16 protein-coding genes are annotated in these 18,627 nt (G+C 72.2%); 12 read left to right on the top strand and 4 right to left on the bottom strand.

All coding sequences use genetic code 11. The annotated features are described in order from the left end of the window. Positions 1-2: 2 nt before the first annotated feature. Both ACZ7BZ_RS18540 and ACZ7BZ_RS18535 read right to left on the bottom strand, forming a co-directional pair. Positions 3-1,232, bottom strand: a complete 1,230-nt coding sequence (locus ACZ7BZ_RS18540; RefSeq protein ID WP_380461162.1) for a DUF349 domain-containing protein — start codon at positions 1,230-1,232, stop codon at positions 3-5. A gap of 265 nt (positions 1,233-1,497) precedes the next feature. Continuing rightward, positions 1,498-2,328: a peptidylprolyl isomerase gene (locus ACZ7BZ_RS18535; RefSeq protein WP_470359218.1), complete on the bottom strand. Its 831-nt coding sequence runs from the start codon at positions 2,326-2,328 to the stop codon at positions 1,498-1,500. 238 nt (positions 2,329-2,566) lie between these two features. Here ACZ7BZ_RS18535 and ACZ7BZ_RS18530 point away from each other — a divergent pair, with 238 nt between their 5' ends. The 7 genes from ACZ7BZ_RS18530 to rpsD all read left to right on the top strand — a co-directional run bounded on the left by ACZ7BZ_RS18530 (position 2,567) and on the right by rpsD (position 10,252). Further along, positions 2,567-3,274, top strand: a complete 708-nt coding sequence (locus ACZ7BZ_RS18530) for an MBL fold metallo-hydrolase (protein ID WP_465744699.1) — start codon at positions 2,567-2,569, stop codon at positions 3,272-3,274. Positions 3,275-3,285: 11 nt separating this feature from the next. Beyond that, complete coding sequence (hisS, locus tag ACZ7BZ_RS18525) at positions 3,286-4,548, top strand: histidine--tRNA ligase (protein WP_465744701.1); 1,263 nt, start codon at positions 3,286-3,288, stop codon at positions 4,546-4,548. Beyond that, a complete protein-coding gene (aspS, locus tag ACZ7BZ_RS18520) occupies positions 4,545-6,335 on the top strand; it encodes an aspartate--tRNA ligase (protein ID WP_380461166.1) in 1,791 nt (596 codons plus the stop codon). The genes hisS and aspS overlap by 4 nt, the downstream gene beginning before the upstream one ends. Positions 6,336-6,432: 97 nt before the next feature. Next, positions 6,433-6,951 (top strand): GNAT family N-acetyltransferase, encoded by a 519-nt coding sequence (locus tag ACZ7BZ_RS18515; RefSeq protein ID WP_470359217.1) that lies wholly within the window; start codon positions 6,433-6,435, stop codon positions 6,949-6,951. Positions 6,952-7,036: 85 nt separating this feature from the next. Then, on the top strand, positions 7,037-7,855 hold the full coding sequence (gene ppk2, locus ACZ7BZ_RS18510; RefSeq protein ID WP_470359216.1) for a polyphosphate kinase 2: 819 nt from the start codon (positions 7,037-7,039) through the stop codon (positions 7,853-7,855). Positions 7,856-7,906: 51 nt separating this feature from the next. Continuing rightward, positions 7,907-9,325 (top strand): replication-associated recombination protein A, encoded by a 1,419-nt coding sequence (locus ACZ7BZ_RS18505; RefSeq protein ID WP_470359215.1) that lies wholly within the window; start codon positions 7,907-7,909, stop codon positions 9,323-9,325. A gap of 312 nt (positions 9,326-9,637) precedes the next feature. Next, positions 9,638-10,252, top strand: coding sequence for a 30S ribosomal protein S4 (gene rpsD, locus ACZ7BZ_RS18500; protein ID WP_030240707.1), 615 nt, complete (start codon positions 9,638-9,640; stop codon positions 10,250-10,252). Positions 10,253-10,342: 90 nt separating this feature from the next. Here rpsD and ACZ7BZ_RS18495 read toward each other — a convergent pair whose 3' ends face one another. Next, a complete protein-coding gene (locus ACZ7BZ_RS18495) occupies positions 10,343-10,660 on the bottom strand; it encodes a tetratricopeptide repeat protein (protein ID WP_380461172.1) in 318 nt (105 codons plus the stop codon). Between the two features lie 48 nt (positions 10,661-10,708). Then, complete coding sequence (locus tag ACZ7BZ_RS18490; protein ID WP_470359214.1) at positions 10,709-12,928, bottom strand: ATP-binding protein; 2,220 nt, start codon at positions 12,926-12,928, stop codon at positions 10,709-10,711. A gap of 218 nt (positions 12,929-13,146) precedes the next feature. Between ACZ7BZ_RS18490 and ACZ7BZ_RS18485 the strand changes: the two genes are divergently transcribed. The 5 genes from ACZ7BZ_RS18485 to mltG all read left to right on the top strand — a co-directional run bounded on the left by ACZ7BZ_RS18485 (position 13,147) and on the right by mltG (position 18,591). Next, positions 13,147-13,626, top strand: coding sequence for a DUF948 domain-containing protein (locus ACZ7BZ_RS18485; RefSeq protein WP_470359213.1), 480 nt, complete (start codon positions 13,147-13,149; stop codon positions 13,624-13,626). 4 nt (positions 13,627-13,630) lie between these two features. Further along, positions 13,631-14,044: a DUF6167 family protein gene (locus ACZ7BZ_RS18480; protein ID WP_470359212.1), complete on the top strand. Its 414-nt coding sequence runs from the start codon at positions 13,631-13,633 to the stop codon at positions 14,042-14,044. Beyond that, complete coding sequence (gene alaS / locus ACZ7BZ_RS18475) at positions 14,044-16,713, top strand: alanine--tRNA ligase (protein ID WP_380461177.1); 2,670 nt, start codon at positions 14,044-14,046, stop codon at positions 16,711-16,713. The genes ACZ7BZ_RS18480 and alaS overlap by 1 nt, the downstream gene beginning before the upstream one ends. After that, positions 16,713-17,192, top strand: coding sequence for a Holliday junction resolvase RuvX (gene ruvX / locus ACZ7BZ_RS18470; RefSeq protein ID WP_380461179.1), 480 nt, complete (start codon positions 16,713-16,715; stop codon positions 17,190-17,192). The genes alaS and ruvX overlap by 1 nt, the downstream gene beginning before the upstream one ends. Positions 17,193-17,361: 169 nt before the next feature. Beyond that, entirely contained in the window at positions 17,362-18,591 is a 1,230-nt protein-coding gene (gene mltG, locus ACZ7BZ_RS18465) for an endolytic transglycosylase MltG (RefSeq protein WP_470359211.1), read from the top strand. Positions 18,592-18,627: the final 36 nt, after the last annotated feature.

Genomic DNA, 18,627 nt, shown 5'->3' with positions numbered 1-18,627 from the left:
GATCAGCCGCTGAACTCCTCCTGGCTCTTGTGCGCCTGCTCCAGCAGGGTCTGCACGCCGGACAGCTCGGCCTCCAGCTTGGCGGTCCTGGAGGCGTTGCCGGCGGCACGGGCCTTGTCCAGGTCGGCCTGGATCTTGTCGGCCTTCGCCTGGAACAGGCCCACCATGCCGGCTGCGCGGGCCTTGGCCTCCGGGTTGGAGCGCTTCCACTCGCTGTCCTCGGCCTCGCGGATGGCCCGCTCGACCGCGTTCAGCCGGCCGTCCAGCTTCGGACGGACGTCGCGCGGCACGTGGCCGATGGCCTCCCAGCGCTCGTTGACCTCGCGCAGCGCGGCCTTGGCGGCCTTGAGGTCGGTGATCGGCAGGATCGCCTCGGCCTCGGTGGCCAGCGCCTCCTTGAGCTTCTGGTTCTCCACCTGCTCGGCGTCCCGCTCGCTGAACACCGCGGAACGGGCCTGGAAGAAGACGTCCTGGGCGCCGCGGAACCGCGCCCACAGCTCGTCCTCGACGTCGCGCTGCGCCCGGCCGGCGGCCTTCCAGCGCGCCATCAGGTCGCGGTAGGCGGCCGCGGTGGTGCCCCAGTCGGTGGACGAGGAGAGCGCCTCGGCCTCGGAGACCAGCGCCTCCTTGACCTGCCGGGCCTGCTCGCGCTCGGCGTCCAGGGTCGCGAAGTGCGCCTTGCGGTGCTTGGAGAAGACCGAGCGGGCGTGCGAGAAGCGGTGCCACAGCTCGTCGTCGCTCTTGCGGTCCAGTCGCGGCAGGCCCTTCCAGGTGTCCACCAGGGCGCGCAGCCGGTCGCCGGCCTCCCGCCACTGGGTGGACTCGGCGAGCTGCTCGGCCTCGGAGACCAGGGCCTCCTTGGCGGAGCGGGTCTCGTCCTGGGCCTTGGCGCGGGCGGCCTTGCGCTCCTCCCGCCGGCTCTCGATCTCACCGGTGAGCGTGTCCAGCCGCTTGGCCAGCGCGTCCAGGTCACCCACCGCGTGGCCCTCGGTCACCTGGGCGCGGAGGTGCTCCAGCGCGGTCTGGGCGTCCTTGGCGGCCAGGTCGGTGGTGCGCACCCGCTTCTCCAGCAGGCCGATCTCCACCTCGATGCCCTGGTACTTGCGCTCGAAGTAGGCGAGGGCCTCCTCGGGCGAGCCGGCCTGCCAGGAACCCACGACGCGTTCGCCGTCGGCCGTCCTGACGTACACGGTGCCCTGCTCGTCCACACGGCCCCACGGGTCGCTGCTCATAGCGCGTCCTCCACATGACGTCGCGCCCGCGCCGGGGCGGCGCGCGACCGTCGTCCACAGTTGATGTGCGGCGGACCGATGAGTCCGCCGTCCCCGTCCGCCGTGCCTTGCTGCCGAGGGTGACGGCTAGGCGGGTCCGGGCACCCTATACAACGCCAACATAGGCGACCAGGCCCGGTGCTGTCCGCATCCGGGCCGGGCGATTTCGCTCCGGGGCCGGGCGGGGGGCGTTTCGCGCGCCCGCCGCCAGTGGCCCCGGGGTCGATCAACCCTTGGACACCGTAACCGAGTTGAGCGTGACGTCGGCCATCGGGTGGCCGTCCGGGGAGCCCTCCAGGGTGCCCGCGGCGGCGATCTTCTGGACCACGTCCAGGCCGCCGGTGATCTTGCCGAACGGGGTGTAGCTCGGCGGCAGCTGGGTGTCCTTGTAGACCAGGAAGAACTGGCTCCCGTTGGTTCCCGGGCCGGAGTTGGCCATCGCCACGGTGCCCGCCGGGTAGGTCGCGCCGGTCAGGTTCTCGTCCGCGAACTTGTAGCCGGGGCTGCCCGAGCCGCTGGCGGTCGGGTCGCCGCACTGGAGCACGAAGATGCCGTCGGTGGTCAGCCGGTGGCACTTGGTGTGGTCGAAGAACTGCTCGCCCGCCAGGAAGTTGAACGAGTTGACGGTGTGCGGGGCCTTGGCCGCGTCCAGCGCGATGGTGACCTTGCCGCAGTTGCTGTCCAGCGACATGGTGTACGAGGCACCCTGGTCGATCGACATGGCCGGCTCGGCCTTGAACTGCTTGTTGTTGGGCGAGCCCGCCGCCGGGGTGGCACAGCCCTCGACCGGCTTGCGGGTCGGCGTGGCGGCCGGGTCGGCCTGGGTCGGCGCGGCCTGCGCGCTGGAGGCGGCCGACGCGCTCTTGTCCTTGCCGTCGGAGCTGAACGCGCCGGTGGCGAACAGCGTTCCACCGCCGGCCAGCACCACGACGGCGAGCGAGGCGCCCAGGATCGTGTTGCGCCGCCTGCGGGCGGACGCCGCCTCGGCGCGGCGCTGCATCTGGCGCTCGTACTTCTCGCGGGCGAGCTGCCGCCGCCGCTGTTCGCTGCTGACCACCGGCCGTGTCTCCTGAGCATGTGCGGGAAAAGTGGATGGGTTCCGGAGCGGATCATCGCACCCATCGGCGGCCAAGTGTAGGGACCGGGCCCGTAAGGACGCGGTGAACCTGTCAGGCGCCCGGGCCCGTCACCACGGATCTGGTTCGCAACCGGACCCGGACCGCCGGTAGGCTTCCCTTACGTCATCACTACTGGTAGCCACCGCAGCCCCCGCCGCACAGACCCGAAGGACGCGCGTGTTCATCGCCGGATTCCCCGCTGGAGCGTGGGGCACCAACTGCTACCTGGTCGCCCCGGGGGCGGGCGAGGAGTGCGTGATCGTCGACCCCGGCCACCAGGCCGCGCGCGGCGTCGAGGAGCTCATCCGTGAGCACCGGCTCAAGCCCGTCGCCGTCCTGCTCACCCACGGCCACATCGACCACGTCGCCTCGGTGGTCCCGGTCTGCGGCGCCCGCGGCATCCCGGCCTGGATCCACCCCGAGGACCGGTACATGATGTCCGACCCGGAGAAGTCGCTCGGCCGCTCCCTGGGCACCCAGCTGATGGGCGAGCTGACCGTCGGCGAGCCCGACGACGTGCGTGAGCTCACCGACGGCAGCGTGCTGGAGCTGGCCGGCCTGCAGCTCACCGTGGACCACGCCCCGGGCCATACCGGGGGGTCGGTGACCTTCCGGACGCCCGGTGCCGAGGACCTCCCCCCGGTGCTGTTCTCGGGCGACCTGCTGTTCGCCGGCTCCATCGGGCGTACCGACCTCCCGGGCGGGGACGGCGAAGCGATCATGCGCTCGCTGGCCCGGGTGTGCCTGCCCCTCGACGACTCCACCGTGGTCCTCTCCGGCCACGGCGGACAGACCACCATCGGCCGCGAGCGCGCCACCAACCCCTACCTCCGACAGGCAGCGGGGGCGGCCGGCGCCCCGGCTTTCCCGCGACGAGGAATGTGACGGAAGAGAAGTTGAGCACCTTCACCGCCCCCAAGGGCACCTACGACCTGCTGCCCCCCAGCTCCGCGACCTTCCTGGCGATCCGCGAGCGCATCGCCGCGCCCGCCCGCCGGGCCGGTTACGGCTACGTCGAGACCCCGGTCTTCGAGGACGTGAAGCTGTTCTCGCGCGGTGTCGGCGAGTCCACCGACATCGTCTCCAAGGAGATGTACACCCTCACCACCAAGGGCGGCGACGAGCTCGCGCTGCGCCCGGAGGGCACCGCCTCGGTGTTGCGCGCCGCGCTCCAGGCCAACCTGCACAAGCAGGGCAACCTGCCGGTCAAGCTCTGGTACTCCGGCTCGTACTACCGCTACGAGCGAGCCCAGAAGGGCCGCTACCGCCAGTTCTCCCAGGTCGGCGCGGAGGCGATCGGTGCCGAGGACCCGGCGCTGGACGCCGAGCTGATCATCCTGGCCGACGACGCCTTCCGCTCGCTGGGCCTGAGCGACTACTCGCTGCTGCTCAACAGCCTCGGCGACAAGCAGTGCCGCCCGGTCTACCGCGCCGCCCTGATCGAGTTCCTCGCCGGCCTGGACCTGGACGAGGACACCCGCCGCCGCGCCGAGATCAACCCGCTGCGCGTCCTGGACGACAAGCGCGAGTCGGTGCAGCAGCAGCTGGTCGGCGCCCCGATGCTGCGCGACTTCCTCTGCGAGGAGTGCAAGGCGTACGACGAGAAGGTGCGCGAGCTGCTCACCGCCAACGGCGTCGCCTTCGTCGACGACCCGAAGCTGGTCCGCGGCCTGGACTACTACACCCGCACCACCTTCGAGTTCGTGCACAACGGCCTGGGCGCCCAGTCCGCGATCGGCGGCGGCGGCCGCTACGACGGCCTGTCCGAGATGATCGGCGGCCCGGCGCTGCCGTCCGTCGGCTGGGCCCTCGGCGTGGACCGCACCTACCTGGCGCTGGAGGCCGAGGGCGTCGACCTCGAACTGCCGGCCGCCACCTCCGTCTACGCCGTCGCGCTCGGCGAGGAGGCCAAGAACCTGCTGTTCGCCAAGGTGGTCGAGCTGCGCCGGGCCGGCGTCGCCACCGACCTCGCCTTCGGCGTCAAGAGCATCAAGAACGCCATGAAGTCCGCCGACCGGTCCGGCGCCCGCTTCGCCCTGATCGCCGGGGACCGGGACCTCGCCGAGGGCGTCGTCCAGCTCAAGGACATGAGCACCGGCGAGCAGACCCCCGTCGCCCTCGACGCACTCGTCACCACCCTGAAGGAGAAGCAGCTGTGATCCGCACGCACGACGCGGGCACGCTCCGCCCGGAGCACGCAGGCACCACCGTCACCCTGGCCGGCTGGGTCGCCCGCCGCCGCGACCACGGCGGCGTCGCCTTCATCGACCTGCGCGACGCCTCCGGCACCGTGCAGATCGTGGTCCGCGACCTCGACTCGGTGCACGGCCTGCGGGCCGAGTACTGCGTCAAGGTCGTCGGCGACGTCCGGGTCCGCCCCGAGGGCAACGAGAACCCGGACATCCCGACCGGCGCCGTCGAGGTCGTCGTCAGCGAGATCGAGGTGCTCTCCGAGGCCGCCCCGCTGCCGTTCCCGGTCGCCGAGTACGAGCCCGGCACGGTCAACGAGGAGGTCCGGCTGCGCTACCGCTACCTGGACCTGCGCCGTGAGGGCCCGGCCAAGGGCCTGCGGCTGCGCTCCAAGGTCAACAACATCATCCGCCGGGTGATGGAGGAGAACGACTTCCTCGACATCGAGACGCCGTACCTCACCCGCTCCACCCCCGAGGGCGCCCGCGACTTCCTCGTCCCGGTCCGCCTGCAGCCCGGCCACTGGTACGCCCTGCCGCAGTCGCCCCAGCTGTTCAAGCAGCTGCTGATGGTGGCCGGCATGGAGCGCTACTACCAGATCGCCCGCTGCTTCCGCGACGAGGACTTCCGCGCCGACCGGCAGCCGGAGTTCACCCAGCTGGACATCGAGGCCTCCTTCGTCGACCAGGAGGACATCCTGGCCCTCGGCGAGAAGATCGTCGGCTCGATCTGGCGCGAGGTGCACGGCTACGAGGTCCCCAACCCGCTGCCGCGGATGACCTACGCGGACGCCATGGGCCGCTACGGCTCCGACAAGCCGGACGTCCGCTTCGGCCAGGAACTCACCGACCTCACCGAGTACTTCAAGGGCACCGAGTTCCGGGTGTTCCAGGCGCCGTACGTCGGCGCCGTGGTCATGCCGGGCGGCGCCTCCCAGCCGCGCAAGCAGCTGGACGCCTGGCAGGACTGGGCCAAGGCGCGCGGCGCCAAGGGCCTGGCCTACGTGCTGATCGACGCCGAGACCGGCGAGCTGCGCGGCCCGGTCGCCAAGAACCTCTCCGAGGAGCACCTGGCCGGCCTCGCCGCCGCGGCCGGTGCCAAGAACGGCGACGCGGTCTTCTTCGCGGCCGGCAAGGAGCGCGCCTCGCAGGAGCTGCTGGGCGCCGCCCGTCTGGAGATCGGCCGCCGCTGCGGGCTGATCGACGAGTCCAAGTGGGCCTTCCTCTGGGTCGTCGACTTCCCGATGTTCGAGCCGATCGAGGACGACAAGGGCCAGTTCCAGGGCTGGCACGCGGTGCACCACCCGTTCACCGCCCCGACCGCGGAGTCGCTGGACACCTTCGACACCGACCCGGGCTCGGCCCTGTCCAACGCCTACGACCTGGTGCTCAACGGCTCGGAGCTCGGCGGCGGTTCGATCCGCATCCACCAGCGGGACGTGCAGAAGCGGGCGTTCGACGCGATCGGCCTGTCCGAGGAGGAGGCGGCCTCGCAGTTCGGCTTCCTGCTGGACGCCTTCAACTACGGCCCCCCGCCGCACGGCGGGGTCGCCTTCGGCCTCGACCGGATCGTCACCCTGCTGGGCGGGTACGACACCATCCGCGACGTCATCGCCTTCCCGAAGACGTCCACCGGTGGCGACCCGCTGACCGGCGCCCCGACCCCGATCACCCCGGCGCAGCGCCGCGAGGCCGGCGTGGACGCCCAGCCGAAGGTCCGCGAGGACGCCAAGCCCGAGGCCCAGCCCAAGGGCTGACGCCACGTCATACGCGCTAACCTTCAACGGCCCCGGACGGTCCACCCACCGTCCGGGGCCGGTCCACAACGGCGTGCGACACAGGGAGAGTTGACACGTGAAGGTCACTACGAGAGTCGAGTGTCCGGAGGACGCCCCGGCGACCAGACGCGTGCACATGGCCGCGTTCCCCGGGCCGGACGAGGCCGACCTGGTGGACGCGCTGCGCCGCGACCCCGCCTGGCTGCCCGGACTGTCGCTGGTCGCGGTGGACGACACCGGGCTGGTGATCGGGCACGCCCTGCTGACCCGGCTGCGGGTCGGCGACGGCGGCGGGTCCGGTGACGCGCTGGCGCTCGCCCCGGTCGCGGTGGCGCCCGAGTGGCAGCGCCGGGGCGTCGGCGAACTCGTCGTCCGGGCCGCGCTGTCGGCCGCCGAGGCGGCGGGGGAGAAGCTGGTGGTCGTGCTCGGCGACCCGGGCTACTACGGGCGGTTCGGCTTCGCCCCGGCCGGGCGGCACGAGGTCTCCGGCCCGTTCGAGGTGCCGGAGGCGTACTTCCAGGCGCTCCCGCTGCCGGCCTACGACGGCGGCCCGCGCGGGCTCTGCCGCTACCCGGAGCCGTTCGTCGCGGTGTAGTCCCGAGCCCTCCCCGACCTGCGGCACCGCCGTTCTGCGCCTACGGTGAAGGGTCATCGGCAGCAGTCGGACGGAGGACCCGAGGGTGGCAGGGGAGCAGCGGACCGCGAAGTCGGAACGACTGGGCAAGAAGCCGTACGAGCGGGAGCTGCTGCGGCTGCAGCAGGAACTGGTGAAGCTCCAGGAGTGGGTGCGGGTCGAGGGCGCCCGCCTGGTGGTGGTCTTCGAGGGGCGGGACGCGGCCGGAAAGGGCGGGGCGATCAAGCGGGTGACGGAGTACCTGAACCCGCGCATCGCCCGGGTCGTGGCGCTGCCCACCCCGACCGAGCGGCAGAAGACCCAGTGGTACTTCCAGCGGTACGTCGAACACCTGCCGGCGGCCGGGGAGATCGTGCTGTTCGACCGCAGCTGGTACAACCGGGCCGGGGTCGAGCGGGTGATGGGCTTCTGCAGCGACGAGGAGTACTGGCAGTTCCTGCACCAGTGCCCGACCTTCGAGCAGATGCTGATCGAGGCGGGCATCCTGCTGCGCAAGTACTGGTTCTCGGTGAGCGACACCGAGCAGCAACAGCGCTTCCGGGACCGGTTGCAGGACCCGATGAAGCGCTGGAAGCTCTCCCCGATGGACGTGGAGTCGATCACCCACTGGGAGGACTACTCGCGGGCCAAGGACGAGATGTTCGTCTACACCGACATCCCGGAGTCGCCCTGGCACGTGGTGGAGAGCGACGACAAGCGCCGGGCCCGGATCAACATGATCGCCCACCTGGTCTCCTCGGTGCCGTACCACGAGGTCACCCCGCCCAGCATCGAGCTGCCGCCCCGCCCGGCCCCCCGCGGCTACCAGCGGCCCCCGCGCGACCTGCAGAAGTACGTTCCGGACCACGCCGCCGGACTGGCGTAGCGGGGACGCCGCGACGGCGGGGCCGTCGGTCGGCTGAACTAGGCTTCCGGTGTGGACGAACCGGACCTCTTCACCGCCGCCGCCGAGGAACGCCAGGCCAGGGAGCCCGGGCGGGCCCCGCTGGCGGTACGGATGCGCCCGAGCACCTTGGACGAGGTGGCCGGGCAGCGGCAGCTGCTGAAGCCGGGCTCGCCGCTGCGGCGGCTGGTCGCCAACTCGCGCGGGCCGGCGGCCACCAGTTCGGTGATCCTCTGGGGGCCGCCCGGTACCGGCAAGACCACCCTCGCGCACGTGATCAGCCAGGCCGTGGAGGGCCGGTTCGTCGAGCTGTCCGCGATCACCGCCGGGGTCAAGGAGGTCCGGGCGGTGATCGACGGGGCCCGGCGGGCGGTCGGGATGTCCGGCCGGGAGACCGTGCTGTTCCTGGACGAGATCCACCGCTTCTCCAAGGCCCAGCAGGACTCGCTGCTCCCCGCGGTGGAGAACCGCTGGGTCACCCTGATCGCGGCGACCACCGAGAACCCGTACTTCTCGGTGATCTCCCCGCTGCTGTCCCGCTCGCTGCTGCTCACCCTGGAGTCGCTGACCGACGAGGACATCCGGGCGCTGCTGCGCCGCGCGGTGGCCGACGAGCGCGGCCTGGAGGGCGCGCTGGAGCTGACCGCGGAGGCCGAGGACCACCTGGTGCGGCTGGCCGGCGGGGACGCCCGGCGGGCGCTGACCACGCTGGAGGCGGCGGCCGGGGCGGCGCTGGAGAAGGGCGAGGCGAGCATCTCGCTGGCCACCACCGAGACCGCCGTCAACCAGGCGGCGGTGCGCTACGACAAGGACGGCGACCAGCACTACGACGTGGCCAGCGCGCTGATCAAGTCGATCCGCGGCAGCGACGTGGACGCCACCCTGCACTACCTGGCCCGGATGATCGAGGCGGGGGAGGACCCGCGGTTCATCGCCCGCCGGCTGATGATCTCGGCCAGTGAGGACGTCGGCCTGGCCGATCCGACGGCCCTGCAGACGGCGGTGGCGGCGGCCCAGGCGGTGGCGCTGATCGGCTTCCCGGAGGCCCGGATCATCCTCTCCCAGGCGGCGATCGCGCTGGCCCTGGCGCCGAAGTCCAACTCGGCCTACCTGGCGATCGACGCGGCGCTGGCCGACGTCCGGCAGGGACTGGCCGGGGCCGTCCCGCCGCACCTGCGGGACGCCCACTACGGCGGCGCGGGCAAGCTCGGCCACGGCAAGGGCTACCAGTACCCGCACGACCTGCCGGAGGGCATCGCCGCCCAGCAGTACGCGCCGGACTCGGTGCACGGCCGTGAGTACTACCGGCCGAACCGGCGCGGCGGCGAGGTGCGGTACGCGGACACCGTGGAGTGGACCCGCGGGCGGCTGCGCGGGGAGCGCCGGGTGGAGAGGAAGGCCGAGCCGGTGGAGCAGAAGGCCGAGGAGAAGCCCGGGGAAGAGAAGGAGTGATCGACGGGTATACTTCGTCGGAGTGCCATGTCCCGGGACGGCGGCGGGGGAGACCCCACCGACCGGCCGCACCAGCGGGGCGATGGCGGTAGGCCTCCTCCGGGAGGTCCGCAACAGGAGCGTCGCGCACCGTTTCGGTGTCGCGGACGGCCCGGACATCCGGGCCCTTCGTGTGACCAGCACTTCATGTGCCCGGCTCCGGAGAGCGGCTGATCCCTTCGCGCAGGCGTCGGGGTTTTCTCCGGGTCGCGACATGCGACCTCCGTCAACACCTGGTGGAAGCCGTATTCGTAAGCAAGGAAGGTTTGGTTCATGGCGAACCAGAAGCGTCCCAAGGTCAAGATCGCGCGTGCGCTCGGCGTGCCGCTGACCCCGAAGTCCGTCAAGTACTTCGAGGCCCGCCCGTACCCGCCCGGCCAGCACGGCCGTGGTCGCAAGCAGAACTCGGACTACAAGGTCCGTCTGCTCGAGAAGCAGCGTCTGCGCGCCCAGTACGACCTGAGCGAGAAGCAGATGGCGCGCGCGTTCGACCGCGCGAAGAAGGCCGAGGGCAAGACCGGTGAGGCGCTCGTCGCCGACCTGGAGACCCGTCTGGACTCCCTGGTCCTGCGTTCGGGCATCGCCCGCACCATCTACCAGGCCCGCCAGATGGTCGTCCACGGCCACATCGAGGTCAACGGCGGCAAGGTCAACAAGCCGTCGTTCCAGATGAAGCCGGGCTTCGTGGTCACCGTCCGCGAGCGCTCCAAGGAGAAGGTCCCCTTCCAGGTCGCCCGTGAGGGTGGCTACGCGGGTGAGGGCCAGACCCCGAAGTACCTCGAGGTCAACCTGAAGGCCCTGGCCTTCCGCCTGGATCGTGCGCCGCAGCGCAAGGAGGTTCCGGTGATCTGTGACGAGCAGCTGGTCGTCGAGTACTACTCGCGCTGACCCGCGCTCGGTTCGCACTTCGCGGAACCGGCAGCGAGCCCCCGTCGCCTTTCGAGGCGGCGGGGGCTCGCCCCTTTTCCGGTGTTCGGTCTACAGCTCCTCGCCGGTCATCGCGGCGGCCAGCCGCAGATGCGGGCGGGCCTCCTCGGCGCGGCCCTGGCGCTCCAGGGTGCGGCCGAGCATCAGCCTGGCGTAGTCCTCGGCCGGGTCGAGGTCGAGGACGCGGCGCAGCTCGGCCTCGGCGCGGCCGAGCTGGGCGGAGTGGAAGTAGCTGCGGGCGAGCAGCAGTCGGACGGAGAGGTTGGCCGGCTCCTCGGCCAGCACGCCCTCCAGCATGCGGGCGGCATCGGTGTACGCCTTGGACTCGAAGTAGAAGTTCGCGAGGCGGTACTCGTCGTGGATGGCCATGGTGCTCCTTCCGGGTGGATCCTTGCCTGCTCAAGCAATCGGCAAGCTTCACCTATTCCGCGCCGGTGCCGGGGCCGGCGCGGGCGGCACCGAGCAGGGGCCCGGGCCGGGTTCCGGGCCGTCCGCCGAGCCGCCGCCGCCGAGCGCCCGGCAGACGGCGGCGTCCAGGTCCAGCCGGCCGCCCGCCCGGTAGCAGTCCTCGTACTCCTGCTCGGTCAGCCCGGCGCGGGCCCGCTCGGCGCACTGCTGGTGGGTGCCGAAGAAGGAGCGCGAGCCGAGGAACGGGTTGCCGACCGCGCGCCAGATCCGGTGTGCGGCGCCCTGCAGCACCCGGGCCTCGCACAGGTCGGTCGGCTCGCCCGGCCCGGCGGGCTCGGTCTCCAGTAGTGCGAGCAGGTCGATCCCCAGCACGATGCCGAGCAGGTCATGGAAGTGGTGGTTCAGCCGGACGCACTCGCGGGCCAGGGTGCGGGCCGGCTGGACGGCGCCGTCCAGGTAGTGCGAGTACGCCGTCGCGTACAGCACGTAGGCGTACGCCCACTGCTCGCCGTGCTCCTCGCAGACCTCGCGGGCCTGGCCGAACCACAGCTCGCCGCTGTCCAGGTCGCCCTGGAACAGGTAGGCGAGGCCCAGCTCGACCATGGCCATCACCACGTTGCTGTTGAGCTCGCCGATGGTCCGGTAGTGCCAGAGCGCCTCCTCGAACAGCTCGGCGGCCCGCTCCGGGTCGTCGCCGATCAGGGCGGCGCAGCCCTGGCGGTGGACGGCGTAGGCGAGGGCCCGGTCGTCGCCGGTGTCCAGGGCCTGGCGGCGGCACTCCTCCAGCGCGGGCCGGGCGGCGCCGAGGTCGCCCTGCAGCGTGGCCATGTAGCCGGTCACCCAGAGGGCCTTGGCCCGGGCCTCGGTGGGTTCACGGTCCAGGGCGAGCGCGCGGTCCAGCCAGTGCCGGCCCTCGCCGAGGTGGCCGCAGCCGACCCAGTAGAACCAGAGGGTGCCGGCCAGCAGCAGGGCGATCTGCTCCTCGCCGGGCTCGGCGAGGCAGAACTCCAGCGCGGCGCGCAGGTTGGTGTGGGCGAGCCGGGTGCGCTCGGCGGTCTCGGCCTGCCGGGGGCCGAACCACTCCACCTCGCCCCAGGTGGCGACGCCCAGGTACCAGTCCCGGTGGCGGCGCAGCAGCCGCTGCTCCTCGCCGGCGGCGCGCAGCCAGTGGCCGCCGTACTCGCGCAGGGTGTCCAGCAGGCGGAAGCGGACGCCGAAGGCGCTGTCCTCGCGCAGCACCACGGACTTGGCGACGAGTTCGTCCAGCAGGTCGAGCACGTCCTCGGGCTCGATGCCCCCGCCGGCGCAGACGTACTCGGCGGCCTCCAGGTCGAAACCGCCGGCGAAGACCGACAGGCGGGCCCAGAGTAAACGTTCCTGCACTGTGCAGAGCTCATGGCTCCAGCCGATCGTGGTGCGCAGTGTCTGGTGTCTCGGCAGGGCCGTCCGGGAGCCGCCGGTGAGCAGCCGGAAGCGGTCGTCCAGCCGGGCGGTGATCTGCTCCACCGACAGCGCCCGAAGCCGCCCGGCAGCCAGCTCCACCGCCAGCGGGATGCCGTCCAGCCGGCGGCAGAGCAGGCCGACCGCCTCCGCGTTCACCCCGGTCACCTCGAAGGACGGCAGCACCGCCCGGGCCCGGTCGGCGAACAGCCGCACCGCGTCCGGCAGCACGCCCGGGCCCGCCCGGCCGTCCGGCAGCGGGTCGACCGGCAGCGGGGCCAGGGTCAGCAGGTGCTCGCCCGCGGCCCGCAACGCGGCCCGGCTGGTGGTCAGCAGCCGCAGGCCGGGCAGCGCGCGCAGCAGCGCGTCGGCCAGCTCGGCGCAGGCCTCCACCAGGTGCTCGCAGCCGTCCAGCACCAGCAGCAGGCGGCGCCCGGCCAGGTGCTCGCCCAGGACGTCCAGCGGCGGCCGGGCGGTGCCGTCGGTCAGCCGCAGCGCCTCCAGTACGGCGTGGCCGAGCAGCAGCGGATCCTGCACCGGGGCCACGTCCACCAGCCAGGTGCCGTCCGGGAACGCCCCGGCGGCCCGGGCCGCGGCCCGCAGTGCGAGCCGGCTCTTGCCCACCCCGCCGGGCCCGGTCACCGTCACCAGCCGGGCGCCGGCGAGCAGACCGGCCAGTTCGGCCAGTTCCCGCTGCCGCCCGACGAAGCCCGTCACCTCGGCCGGCAGCCGGCCCGGCTCCGGCTCGCGCGGCCACGCCGCGGGCTGTGCTGTCCAGTCGCCGGCCAAGCGCTGCTCCCGTGGTTCCGGCCCGGACCGCGGCGGTCCGGACGTGCGTCGGGCCGTACGGGCGACGGCCCGCCTGGCAGAACGAGGTGACCGGCCGGTAGGTTACGCGCGCGGTTCGCACACCCGGGCGAGGCCACGGCCGTGACCCGGTCCGGAAAGCGGGCGTCGGCGCGATAGGGTTCCCCCTGAAGAGCAACAAGGCGAGGGAGCGCGCAAAGGTGTCCGTGGGAGAGCTGGCCGGGTTGCTCGTCGCCGTGTTCTGGGCGGTCCTGGTCACCCTGCTCGCGGTCGTGCTGGTCCGCCTCTCCCGGGTGCTGAAGGAGGCCACCGTCCTGGTCTCCGCCGTCACCGAGCAGGCCGTGCCGCTGCTGGCCGACGCGGGTGCCGCGGTGCGCAGCGCCAACGAGCAGCTGGACCGGGTGGACGAGATCACCGCCAACGTCCAGGACGCCGCCGCCAACGCCAAGGCGCTCTCCTCCACCGCGGCCGCCACCCTGGGCGGACCGCTGATGAAGGTCGCCGCCTTCAGCTACGGAGTCCGCAAGGCCGTCGCCAAGCAGCAGGGCACCCTGCCGAACGTGCCGGTGCAGCCCTCCGAGCGCGACGAGCTGGCGCGGCTGATCCGGGCCGAGGTGCGCGCCGCGACCGCGCCCAGGGGCGGTCTGCTCTCCAGGGTCCGGCGAGCGGTGAGGGGCTGACGGCATGGCACGGATCTTCTGGATGGCCGTCGGCGCCGGCGCCGCGGTGTGGGCCATGAACAAGGCCAACGTCGCCGTGCAGCGGCTCACCCCGGACAGTCTCTCCGGCACCGCCGCGCGCGGCGCACTGCACCTGGGCGACCTCGCGAAGCAGTTCGCCCAGGACGTGCGGTCCGGCATGGCCGAGCGCGAGGAGCAGCTGAAGGACGACCTCGGCCTGCACGGCACCGCCGTGGCGGAGCCCCGGAGTACCCGCCGGGTCCTGCGCGGCGAGCCGCAGTACCGAGCTATCTCGGCGGCGCCCGGTCGCCCGGCCGCCGCCCTGGCTCCCGCCCGCACCACCCCACAGACCATTGCCATTGAAGAAACGCCCCGCCGAGCCCTGCCGCGGGGCGGAACGAACCGGAAGGACCACTAATGGAGTCGGCTGAGATCCGCCGCCGCTGGCTGCGCTTCTTCGAGGAGCGCGGCCACACCGTCGTTCCGTCGGCGTCCCTGGTCGCCGACGACCCCACCCTGCTGCTCGTCAACGCCGGCATGGTGCCGTTCAAGCCCTACTTCCTGGGCGAGGTCAAGCCGCAGTTCTCGCGCGCCACCAGCGTGCAGAAGTGCGTGCGCACCCTGGACATCGAGGAGGTCGGGAAGACCACCCGGCACGGCTCCTTCTTCCAGATGTGCGGCAACTTCTCCTTCGGTGACTACTTCAAGGAAGGAGCCATCAAGTTCGCCTGGGAGCTGCTCACCACTCCCGTCGCGGACGGCGGCTACGGCCTGGAGAAGGAGAAGCTCTGGATCACCGTCTACAAGGACGACGACGAGGCCGAGCAGATCTGGCGTGACGTCATCGGCGTGCCCTCCGAGCGCATCCAGCGCCTGGGCATGAAGGACAACTTCTGGTCGATGGGCGTGCCCGGCCCGTGCGGCCCGTGCTCGGAGATCAACTACGACCGCGGCCCCGCGTACGGCGAGGAGGGCGGCCCGGCGGTCAACGGCGAGCGCTACCTGGAGATCTGGAACCTGGTCTTCATGCAGTACGAGCGCGGCCACGGCGACGGCAAGGACGGCTTCGAGATCCTCGGCGACCTGCCGAGCAAGAACATCGACACCGGTCTCGGCCTGGAGCGCCTCGCCGCCATCCTGCAGGGCGTCGACAACCTCTTCGAGATCGACACCAGCCGGATGATCCTCGACCGCGCCGCCGAGCTCACCGGCCACACCTACGGCGCCGACCACAAGTCGGACGTCTCGCTGCGCGTGGTCACCGACCACATCCGCACCGCGCTGATGCTGATCGGCGACGGTGTCACCCCCGGCAACGAGGGCCGCGGCTACGTGCTGCGCCGCATCCTGCGCCGCGCCATCCGCAACATGCGCCTGCTGGGCGCCACCGGTGTGGTCGCCAAGGACCTGACCGACATCGCGATCAAGGCGATGGCCCCGCAGTACCCGGAGCTGGAGAGCGACCGCAAGCGCATCGAGACGGTCGTCGTCGGCGAGGAGGCGGCCTTCCTGCAGACCCTGAAGGCCGGCACCAGCCTGCTGGACACCGCGGTCACCGAGACCAAGCAGGCCGGCGGCGCGGTGCTCTCCGGCGACCAGGCCTTCAAGCTGCACGACACCTACGGCTTCCCGATCGACCTCACCCTGGAGATGGCCGAGGAGCAGGGCCTCCAGGTGGACGAGGCCGGCTTCCGCCGCCTGATGCAGGAGCAGCGGGACCGCGCCAAGGCCGACGCCAAGGCCAAGAAGATGGGCCACGCCGACGTCGCCGCGTACCGCGAGGTCGCCGACAGGTCCGGCGCGAGCGTCTTCACCGGCTACACCCTGATCGAGGGCGAGGCCACCGTGGTCGGCCTGCTGGTGGACGGCGTTCCCTCGCCGGCCGCCTCGGAGGGCGACGAGGTCGAGCTGATCCTCGACCGCACCCCGTTCTACGCCGAGGGCGGCGGTCAGCTCGCCGACCACGGCCGGATCCGGCTGGATTCCGGCGCGGTCGTCGAGATCCGCGACGTGCAGCAGCCCGTCCCCGGCGTCATCGTGCACTCCGGTGGCGTGCTGTTCGGCGAGGTCGTGCTCGGCGCCTCGGCGTACGCCACGATCGACACCGACCGCCGCCGGGCGATCGCCCGCGCCCACTCGGCCACCCACCTGACCCACCAGGCGCTGCGCGACGCGCTCGGCCCGACGGCCGCCCAGGCCGGCTCGGAGAACGCCCCCGGCCGCTTCCGCTTCGACTTCGGCTCGCCCGCCGCCGTTCCGGGCAGCGTGCTGGTGGACGTCGAGCAGAAGATCAACGACGTGCTGGGCCGCGAGCTGGAGGTCACCGCCGAGGTCATGACGATGGACCAGGCCCGCAAGGCCGGCGCCATCGCGATGTTCGGCGAGAAGTACGGCGACGAGGTGCGGGTCGTCTCCATCGGCGACTTCTCCAAGGAGCTGTGCGGCGGCACCCACGTCGGCAACACCGCGCAGCTGGGCCTGGTGAAGCTGCTCGGCGAGTCCTCGATCGGCTCCGGCGTGCGTCGCGTGGAGGCGCTGGTCGGCGTCGACGCGTACAAGTTCCTGGCCCGCGAGCACACCGTGGTGGCCCAGCTCACCGAGCTGGTCAAGGGCCGCCCGGAGGAGCTGCCGGAGAAGATCTCGGGCATGCTCGGCAAGCTCAAGGACGCCGAGAAGGAGATCGAGCGCTTCCGCGCCGAGAAGGTGCTGGCCGCCGCGGCCGGCCTGGCCGACTCGGCCGAGGACGTGCACGGCATCGCCGTGGTCGCCGCTCAGGTCGCCGACGGCGTGGGCGCGGACGAGCTGCGCAAGCTGGTCCTGGACGTGCGCGGCCGACTGGGCGCCCGCCCGGCCGTGGTCGCCGCGTTCACCGTGGCCAACGACCGCCCGCTGACCGTGATCGCCACCAACGAGGACGCCCGCGGCCGCGGCATCAAGGCCGGCGAGCTGGTCCGCACCGCGGCCAAGACCCTCGGCGGCGGCGGTGGCGGCAAGGACGACGTCGCCCAGGGCGGCGGCTCCAACCCGGCCGCGGTCGGCGAGGCCATCGCCGCGGTGCGCGGCCTGGTCGCGGAGCGCGCCAGCTGATGGAGTTCGAGGAGAGGCCCTTCCGGCGTGGGCGGCGGATCGCCGTCGACGTCGGCGACGCCCGGATCGGGGTCGCGTCCTGCGACCCCGACGGGGTGCTCGCCACGCCGGTGGAGACCGTTCCGGCCGGGGTGAAGTCGCAGGCCAGGATCGCCGCGATCGTCGAGGAGTACGACGCGGTCGAGGTGATCGTCGGGCTGCCGCGCTCGCTCAGCGGCAAGGAGGGCCCGGCGGCGGAGAAGGTCCGGGCGTACGCCTCCCGGCTGGCCAACCGGCTATACCCGGTGCCGGTGCGGCTGGTGGACGAGCGGATGTCGACCGTCACCGCGACCCACGGGCTGCGCGCCTCGGGGGTCAAGGCGAAGAAGGGCCGCTCGGTGGTCGACCAGGCCGCCGCGGTGGTGATCCTCCAGACCGCCCTTGAGTCCGAACGGGTGAGCGGACGCCCGCCCGGTGAGAGCGTCGAGGCGGCCGGCTGACCGGTCTGATCTAACGTCCCGAAGAGGGGTCCGTGCGGACGCGTCCGCACGGACCCCTCTTTCGTTCGTTCCCGTGTCCGTTTCGGACCGTTCCGGGTTGCCTCGGACCGATCCGAGTCGCCTCGGGACGATTCTCAGCGATTCGGGACCGCCGAGGGGGCTGCGAGCCATGACCGACCAGGACTTCCACCCGGGCCTCACCCCGGGACACCTGGGTGCGCCGGTGCTGGAGCCGGAGGGCCGTCCTCCGGGTGCGCCCCGGCCGCGCTACGATGCGCCGGATCCGCACCGACGGCGTAACGGACTGGCCTGCGCGCTCACCGCCCTCGCCCTGATCGCGGTGTTCGGCGGGATCGGGCTCACCGGCTACACCTGGTTCCAGCAGCAGCGCAAACCCCCGGCCGCCGCCGACTACGCGGGGCAGGGCAACGGCAGCGTCCAGGTCTCGGTGCCGGAGGGCGCCGGCCTGTCCCAGATCGCCTCCGCCCTGGTCCGCAACGGGGTGGTGGCCAGCTCGCTCGCCTTCACCCGGGCGGCGAAGGGCAGCGCGGCCGCCGCCGGGCGGATCCAGCCCGGGACGTACACCCTGAAGCAGCGGATGTCGGCGGCCGCCGCGCTGGCCGTCCTGATCGACCCGGCCAACGCCAACGGCCTGACCATTCCCGAGGGTTGGCGCGGCTACCAGATCTACGCGGCGATCGACAAGAAGCTGAACCTGCCGGCCGGCACCACCCAGAAGGCCGCCCAGGACCAGGGAGCCGAACTCGGCCTGCCGGACTTCGCCAAGGGCAGCCCGGAGGGCTACCTGTTCCCCGCGACCTATGCCGTCACCGACGGGACCACCGCGCTGGACCTGCTGAAGCAGATGGTCGAGCGGGCGGGCAAGGAGTTCAGCCGGGACGACGCCAACGTCGTCGCGCAGAACCTCGGGCAGAGCCTGTACGGCCTGGTCACCGTCGCCAGCATGGTCCAGGGCGAGGCCGACAACACCGAGGACATGGGCAAGGTGGCCCGGGTCATCTACAACCGGCTGGCCAAGGGCATGCCGCTGCAGCTCGACTCCACCATCAACTACGCGCTCGGCCGCTCGACCCTGAACACCACCGTCACCGACACCAAGCTGGACTCCCCGTACAACACCTACATGCACGCGGGGCTCCCGCCGTCCCCGATCTCCAATCCCGGACGGCAGGCGATCATGGCGGCCCTGGACCCGACGCCCGGGGACTGGCTGTACTTCGTGACCGTGAAGCCGGGCGACACCCGCTTCACCGACAGCTTCGACGTGCAGCAGAAGAACGTCGCGGAGTTCAACGCCGCCCGGGCCGCCAAACCGAGCGCTCCGGCCTCCGATACGGCCACCGCCACGCCTCCCGCACCGGGGGCGGCCACCCCGTGACGGGCCCGTGTGCCGAGCGTGAGGTCGCTCACTGAC

This window comes from Kitasatospora sp. NPDC036934 (genome assembly GCF_055608425.1).
This window is presented reverse-complemented; position numbering and strand designations above follow the sequence as displayed.